We start from the raw sequence: 6,684 nt of genomic DNA on the forward strand, positions 1-6,684 counted from the left end.
TCGGGTAGTGCGCCTCAGGGTTTGTCGCCGGTCGCCACCGGGCGGTCGGGGTCTGCGCTCCACTGCGACCACGAGCCGGGGTAGAGCGCGACGTCCTCGAAGCCGGCGATGGTCAGCGCCACCACCTGATGGGCAGCGGTCACGCCGGACCCGCAGTAGCTGGCCACCGCGACGTCCGGGGCGACGCCGAGGGCGGCGAACTGGGTGCGCAGCAGCGCGGCAGGCCGGAACCGGCCGTCGGCGTCCATCGCGGTGCCGGTGGGGCAGTTCACCGCACCCGGGATGTGACCGGCCACCGGGTCGATGGGCTCGGTCTCGCCGCGGTATCGCTCACCGGCTCGGGCATCGAGCAGGACGTCGAGGGAGTCACCGGCGATCCGAGCCGCCTCGTCGGCGTCGACGACCGGCAGATGGCCGCTGCTCAGGACGACGTCGCCCGCCGCCCGGGTGACCTCGCCAGTGACCAACTCACCACCGGCGGCCCGCCAGGCGGCCAGCCCGCCGTCCAGGATCTGCACCCGGTGCAGCCCCGCCCACTGCAGCACCCACCAGGCGCGAGCGGCGGCCATCGACCCGACATCGTCGTAGATCACGATGTGACTGGACTGCCGGGTGCCCCAGCGTCGGGCGGCGTCCTGCAGGTCGGCCACCTCGGGCAACGGGTGGCGACCGGCCTGCGCCGAGGGCGGTGCCGCGAGTTCACGATCGAGGTCGACGTAGACCGCCCCCGGGAGGTGACCCGCCAGATAGTGGTCACGTCCGTGGGGGTCGCCGAGCGCCCACCGGACATCGAGCAGCACCAGGGGGCGGGTCGGGTCCGGTTCGCTGAGCAGGTCGATGAGGTCAGCGGCGTCGATGGTCACGTCCACGGCCGCCGAACCTATCAGGGCACGCTCCATGCTCCTCGGCACGCCGGGGGCGAGCTGACGAGAGCGGCGGCTGCGGCGTGACTAGAGTCGACGGATGACCAGTTCCGAGGTAGTGGCGTCGGCTCCGAAGGTCCTGTTGCACGACCATCTGGACGGCGGGCTGCGCGCCGAGACGGTGTTCGAGCTGGCCGGCGAGATCGGGCATCGGTTGCCGGCCGGTGACCCTGCGTCCCTCGATGCCTGGTTCCGGGCGGCCGCCGATTCGGGGTCGCTGGTCAGCTATCTGGAGACCTTCGCGCACACCGTGGCGGTGATGCAGACCCGAGACCATCTGGTGCGGGTGGCCCGGGAGTGCGCCCTCGATCTGGCCGAGGACGGCGTGATCTACGCCGAGGTGCGCTATGCCCCCGAACAGCACCTCGAGCAGGGGCTGACCCTGGACGAGGTGGTGGACGCCGTCCAGGAGGGGTTCGCCGCGGGCAGCGCCGAGGCCGCGGAGCGCGGCATCCCGATCCGAGTGGGCACGCTGATCACGGCGATGCGGCATGCCGCGAGAGCAGTCGAGATCGCCGAACTCGCTGTGCGGCATCGGGATTCGGGAGTCGTGGGCTTCGACATCGCCGGCGCCGAGGCGGGCTTCCCGCCGTCGCGTCATCTGGACGCCTTCGAGTACCTGCACCGCGAGAACTTCCACGTCACGATCCACGCGGGGGAGGCGTTCGGGCTGCCGAGCATCTGGGAGGCGGTGCAGGTGTGCGGCACCGATCGGCTCGGTCACGGCGTGCGCATCATGGACGACATCACGCGTCACCCCGGCCTGGACCGTCGGGGTCGGCCGAACGTGACGCTGGGTCGGCTCGCCGCGTGGGTGCGCGACCAGCGGATCCCGCTGGAGATGTGCCCGTCGAGCAATGTGCAGACCGGGGCCGCGAAGAACATCGCCGAACACCCGATCACGCTGCTGAAGAACCTGCGCTACCGGGTCACGGTGAACACCGACAACCGGCTGATGTCCGGCACCTCGATGAGCCGTGAGATGACGTTGCTGGTCGAGCAGGCGGGCTGGACCCTGGCCGACCTGCGTTGGGTGACGATCAACGCGCTCAAGAGTGCGTTCATCCCGTTCGACGACCGGCTCGCGCTGATCGAGGAGGTCGTCAAGCCGCGCTACGCGGCGCTCGGCGCCGCGCCCTGACCTCAGGAACCAGCCCCCCTCGGCGTGGGCTGCGCTCACACGTGAGCCGGGACGCCGAGCATCGCAGGGGTCAGCTCGACCGATGACTCGGCGGCAGCCTCGGTGGTGGAGCCGGCTCGGTCGAAGAACCGCAACAGCTCGACGGGGAACGGCATGACGAGCGTGCTGTTCTTCTCGGCCGCGACGTCGACGACGGTCTGCAGCAACCGCAGCTGAAGCGCCCCGGGGGTGTCGCCCATCGCGCGGGCGGCCTGGGCCAGCTTGGTGGAGGCCTGGAACTCGCCGTCGGCGGCGATGACCCGGGCCCGGCGTTCGCGCTCGGCCTCGGCCTGGCGCGACATCGACCGCTTCATGCCCTCGGGCAACGCGACGTCCTTGACCTCGACCCGTTCGATGTGAAGGCCCCACGGTTCCTCGGTGGGGGCGTCGATGACGGCCTTCAACTCGGCGTTGATGCTCTCGCGATCCGAGAGCAGGGTGTCGAGATCGACTCGGCCGATGACCGCGCGGAGCGAGGTCTGGGCCACCTGTGAGACGGCCATGGGGTAGTTCTGCACGTTGATGATGGCCTTGACCGGGTCGATCACCCGGTAGTAGACGACCGCGTCGACGGTCAGCGTCACGTTGTCGCGAGTGATCGCGCCCTGGGCCGGGATGCCCATCACGACGGTCTGCATCGACACCTTGGTCATGCGATCGGCGATCGGCACGATGAGCTGCAGTCCGGGGCCGCGCTGGTGTTCTTGGAGGCGACCGAATCTCAGCACGATGCCGCGTTCGTATTGCTGGACCATCCGCACACTGGCGGCCAGCAGCCACAGCGCGAGGACGAGGATGACGGCGAGGGGAACGAAGACGTTCATGGCTTGTCCTCAGGGCTTGCTCGAAGCAAGCGTCCCGCGAGCGCGGGGCGCTGGACACCAGGGTCCGGAGCGCCACTGCTCACCCTACGCGCTCCCTGGCCGAGCGCAGCGTGGACGTCAGTCGCCGGTGGTGTGTTTGGCCCGGGCGGCGATCGCCGGGTCGGGCGGGTAGACGATCGCGGGATCCTTTCCCTCGTAATCGAACTGGTCCAGGAAGACGCGCATCGCGTTCAGGCGGGCGCGCTTCTTGTCGTTGCTCTTGATGGTCAGCCAGGGCGCGTGCTTCTTGTCGGTGTGGTCGAACATCGCCTGCTTCGCCGCGGTGTAGTCCTCCCAGCGGTCCAGGCTCTCCAGGTCCATCGGCGACAGCTTCCAGCGTCGCACCGGGTCGATCTGGCGGATGGCGAAGCGGGTGCGTTGTTCCTGCTGGGTCACCGAGAACCAGAGCTTGGTGACCGTCGTGCCGGACTCGACGAGCATCCGCTCGAAGGCCGGGGCCTGGCGCATGAAGGTCGCGTACTGCTCGTCGGAACAGAACCCCATCACCCGCTCGACCCCGGCCCGGTTGTACCAGGACCGGTCGAACAGCACGATCTCGCCGGCGGTCGGCAGGTGCTGGATATAGCGCTGGAAGTACCACTGGCCCGCCTCGCTGGAGGTGGGCTTGGTGAGCGCCACCACGCGCGCGGCCCGGGGGTTGAGGTGCTCCATGAAGCGTTTGATCGTGCCGCCCTTGCCCGCGGCATCCCGGCCCTCGAAGACGAGCACGTGCTTGGCACCGACGTCCTGTGTCCAGTACTGGAACTGCAGGAGCTGGGTCTGCAACTGGTACTTGTCGTCCTCGTAGGTCTCCCGTTCCAGCAACTCGTCATACGGATAGTCCTCGCGCCAGGTCTCGACCGCCCGGCCGTCGGGGGCGATCAGGGTCGGATCCTCGCCCTTGCTGCCCTGCACCGTGTAGCCCTGGGCGCGCAACGTGTCGATGTACTCGCGGAGGCCCATCTTCTGCGTCATGCCCCCATTCCATCGCACCGCGTCGTGGGCGCGCGGAGAGGCGGTCCGCTGACGCTCCGTGTCGGCAGATGTGACGGATGACAACGTGTGACCCCCGCGACCTTGAACCCCGTTCACTCGGGGAGGAACACGCCTAGCCTTGACAACGTGAACATGTCCGAGTTCGAGACGCAGGTCCGGGCGTGCCTGGCTGATCCGGGGTTGACCTACCGGCAGCGCGTGCAGGCGCTGGCGATGCTGGCCGAGAACGCCGTCGAACCCCCTGTGGTCAGTGAGGCCTGTTGCCTGGCGCAGGCCAAGGGCGTGATCCACGACATGGGTGAGGGCAATGCCCCGTACCGGCCGCGCTACGTGCTGCCCGACTATGCGGCCGCGCTCGCCCGGGGCAGCGCCCATCTCGAGCTCGAGGCGCCGACCACGCTGGACGACGCGTTGACCTTCTTGCTGGCGATGTACGCCGGCGTGCCCTCGATCACGGGCTACCCGGTCTATCTGGGTGATCTCGACCGGCTGCTCGAGCCGTTCGTCGGGTCGGCCGAGCACGGGGTGAGCGACGAGGCGCTGGACGCCGCGTTGACCCGGTTCTGGCGGCTGATCGACCGCACCATGCCGGACGCCTTCGTGCACGCCAACCTCGGCCCGGACGACGGCCGCGTCGTCCGCTCGCTGTTGCGGGTCGATCGGGCGCTGCGCCAGGTGGTGCCGAACCTGACGCTGCGGGTCGACCCCGACAGCACCCCGGACGATCTGCTGCGCGAGGCCGTGCTCACCACCTGCGCCGACGGCAAGCCGCACTACGTGAACGACCCCATGATGCGCGCCGACCTGGGCGAGGCCTACGGCGTGGTGAGCTGCTACAACAGCCTGCCGCGCGGTGGCGGCGCCCACACCCTGGTGCGCCTCGACGTCTCCGCCAGCGTGCGCTTCGCGGGCGTGGGTCTGCACGAGTGGCTGGACGACGTGCTGCCGCGCCACGTCGCGCTCACCGCCGAGTTGATGGCCGCTCGAATCCGTCACCTGGTCGAGCAGACCGGCTTCTACGACCACGACTGGCTGGCCCGCGAGGGGCTGATCGCGCGCGACCGGTTCACCGCCATGTTCGGCTTCTACGGCATCGCCGAGGCGGTGGAACTGTTGGGCGTGGGACGCTACGGGCACGAGGAGCCGGCCACGGCGCTGGGTCATCGCATCGTGGCGCGGTTGGCCGAGTTGGTGGCCGCCACGCCGATGCCCTACTGCGAGGCCACGGGTGGGCATGCCCTGCTGCACGCCCAGTCGGGCATCGACTCCGACTTCGGGGTGACGGCCGGTGCCCGCATCCCGGTGGGGAGTGAACCGCCTCTCTACCATCACATTCGGGCCGTTGCGCCCAATCATCGGCACGTGCCGGCGGGGATCAGTGACATCTTCCGGTTCGAGCCGACGGTGCAGTCGAACCCGGACGCCGTGGTCGCCGTCCTACGGGGGGCCTTCGCCGAGGGAATGCGTGATGTGACCTTCGACGTGGTCGGCAACGGCTTCGTGCGGATCACCGGGTTCCTGGTGCGCGAGAAGGACGTCGCGGGTATCGCCCAGGACGGGCGGGCGCGGCACGCCAGCTCGTTCCTGGGTGCGGGCAGCATGGCGAACCAACGGCTGGCCGAGCGCGTGGTCAAGCCGGCACCGATCGGCGACGGGGTGAGGTGATGACGCTCGATTCCGCAGTGCAGGCGACGGGCCGAGTGGCCGGCACGGTGCCCTTCTCGGCTGTCGACGGCACCGGTAGCCGGTATGTCATCTTCTTGCAGGGGTGTGGTTTCGACTGTCTCACCTGCCACAACCCGGCCACGATCCCGTTGCAGCCCAAGGGAATGGAGCTGGTCAGCGTCCGTTCGGTGATCGCTCCCGTGATCGAGGCAGCGTCGTTCCTGACCGGTGTGACGATCACCGGCGGCGAGCCGACCGTGCAGCCGGACTTCCTCGAGGCGTTGCTGGTGGCGTTGGCCGAGCACCCGGCGACGGCGCACCTGACGAGGTTCGTCGACAGCAACGGGGACGCCTCGGCCGAGGTCTGGGAACGACTCATCCCGCTGGTGGACGGGGTGATGCTCGACGTCAAGGTGCTCGACCCGGAACGGCACGTCGTCCTGACCGGCATGGGTAACCGCCGGGTCCTCGAAGCGGCCACCCGGCTCGCGGCGAAGGGCGTGCTGATCGAGGTGCGGCTGATGCTGGTGCCCGGGATCAACGACGCGGACGACGATCTCACCCGCACGGCGCACTGGTTGCTCTCGCTCGATCCCGAGATCCGGCTTCGGGTCAACGCCTACCGGCGGCACGGTACCCGGGCGTGCGCCCGGCACCTGCTCGAGGTGACCAACGCCGACCGTGCTCGGTACCACGAGGTGCTGACGGCGGCAGGGGTGCGCAACCTGACGATCGGCTGAGACAGCGATGGATTCAGGCGCCCAGTGAGCGCAAGGCCTGTTCGGCCCGGGCGATGCTCACCGGTCGGCAGCCCGATTCGATCCAGTGTCTGATCAGTCGTGCCTCACCGAGGGCGAGTCCGAAGCCTCTGCGCAGCAAGGTGATCGGTGGTTTGCGTGACTCGGACAGGTCGCGCAGCAGTCGTCGGGCGAAGGTGACCGCCGGGTGAAGTTGCAGGCACAGGGCATCGGCCAGCACGCCGCGCTCTCGGACGACGTGCACCAGCTCGGCGGCGAAGATGCCCTCGGCGACGAACAGGCCGGCACCGGCGAGGTCG

The 6,684-nt window shown here is 69.3% G+C and carries 7 protein-coding genes; 3 read left to right on the plus strand and 4 right to left on the minus strand.

What is annotated here, in order from left to right; all coding sequences use genetic code 11:
- Window positions 1-14 precede the first annotated feature (14 nt).
- Window positions 15-899 carry a sulfurtransferase gene (locus IPK24_22690; protein MBK8078273.1) on the minus strand — a complete coding sequence of 295 codons (885 nt, stop codon included), beginning with the start codon at window positions 897-899 and terminating at the stop codon, window positions 15-17.
- A 64-nt stretch (window positions 900-963) separates the two neighbouring features.
- Here IPK24_22690 and IPK24_22695 point away from each other — a divergent pair, with 64 nt between their 5' ends.
- Window positions 964-2,064, plus strand: coding sequence for an adenosine deaminase (locus IPK24_22695; GenBank protein MBK8078274.1), 1,101 nt, complete (start codon window positions 964-966; stop codon window positions 2,062-2,064).
- Between the two features lie 35 nt (window positions 2,065-2,099).
- Here IPK24_22695 and IPK24_22700 read toward each other — a convergent pair whose 3' ends face one another.
- Together IPK24_22700 and ppk2 are read right to left on the minus strand one after the other, a co-directional pair.
- Entirely contained in the window at window positions 2,100-2,927 is an 828-nt protein-coding gene (locus IPK24_22700) for a slipin family protein (GenBank protein ID MBK8078275.1), read from the minus strand.
- A gap of 117 nt (window positions 2,928-3,044) precedes the next feature.
- Window positions 3,045-3,941, minus strand: a complete 897-nt coding sequence (ppk2, locus tag IPK24_22705; GenBank protein MBK8078276.1) for a polyphosphate kinase 2 — start codon at window positions 3,939-3,941, stop codon at window positions 3,045-3,047.
- A 153-nt stretch (window positions 3,942-4,094) separates the two neighbouring features.
- On the opposite strand from ppk2, the gene yjjI reads away from it, so the two are divergent.
- Window positions 4,095-5,627: a YjjI family glycine radical enzyme gene (gene yjjI, locus IPK24_22710; GenBank protein MBK8078277.1), complete on the plus strand. Its 1,533-nt coding sequence runs from the start codon at window positions 4,095-4,097 to the stop codon at window positions 5,625-5,627.
- Window positions 5,627-6,367, plus strand: a complete 741-nt coding sequence (locus IPK24_22715; GenBank protein MBK8078278.1) for a radical SAM protein — start codon at window positions 5,627-5,629, stop codon at window positions 6,365-6,367. The genes yjjI and IPK24_22715 overlap by 1 nt, the downstream gene beginning before the upstream one ends.
- 13 nt (window positions 6,368-6,380) lie before the next feature.
- Here the strand turns inward: IPK24_22715 and IPK24_22720 are convergent.
- The coding region (locus IPK24_22720; GenBank protein MBK8078279.1) for an ATP-binding protein at window positions 6,381-6,684 on the minus strand (304 nt) is incomplete at its 5' end.

The sequence above is a fragment of the Kineosporiaceae bacterium genome (genome assembly GCA_016713225.1).
In the GTDB taxonomy this organism is placed as follows: Bacteria; Actinomycetota; Actinomycetes; order Actinomycetales; family Kineosporiaceae; genus JADJPO01.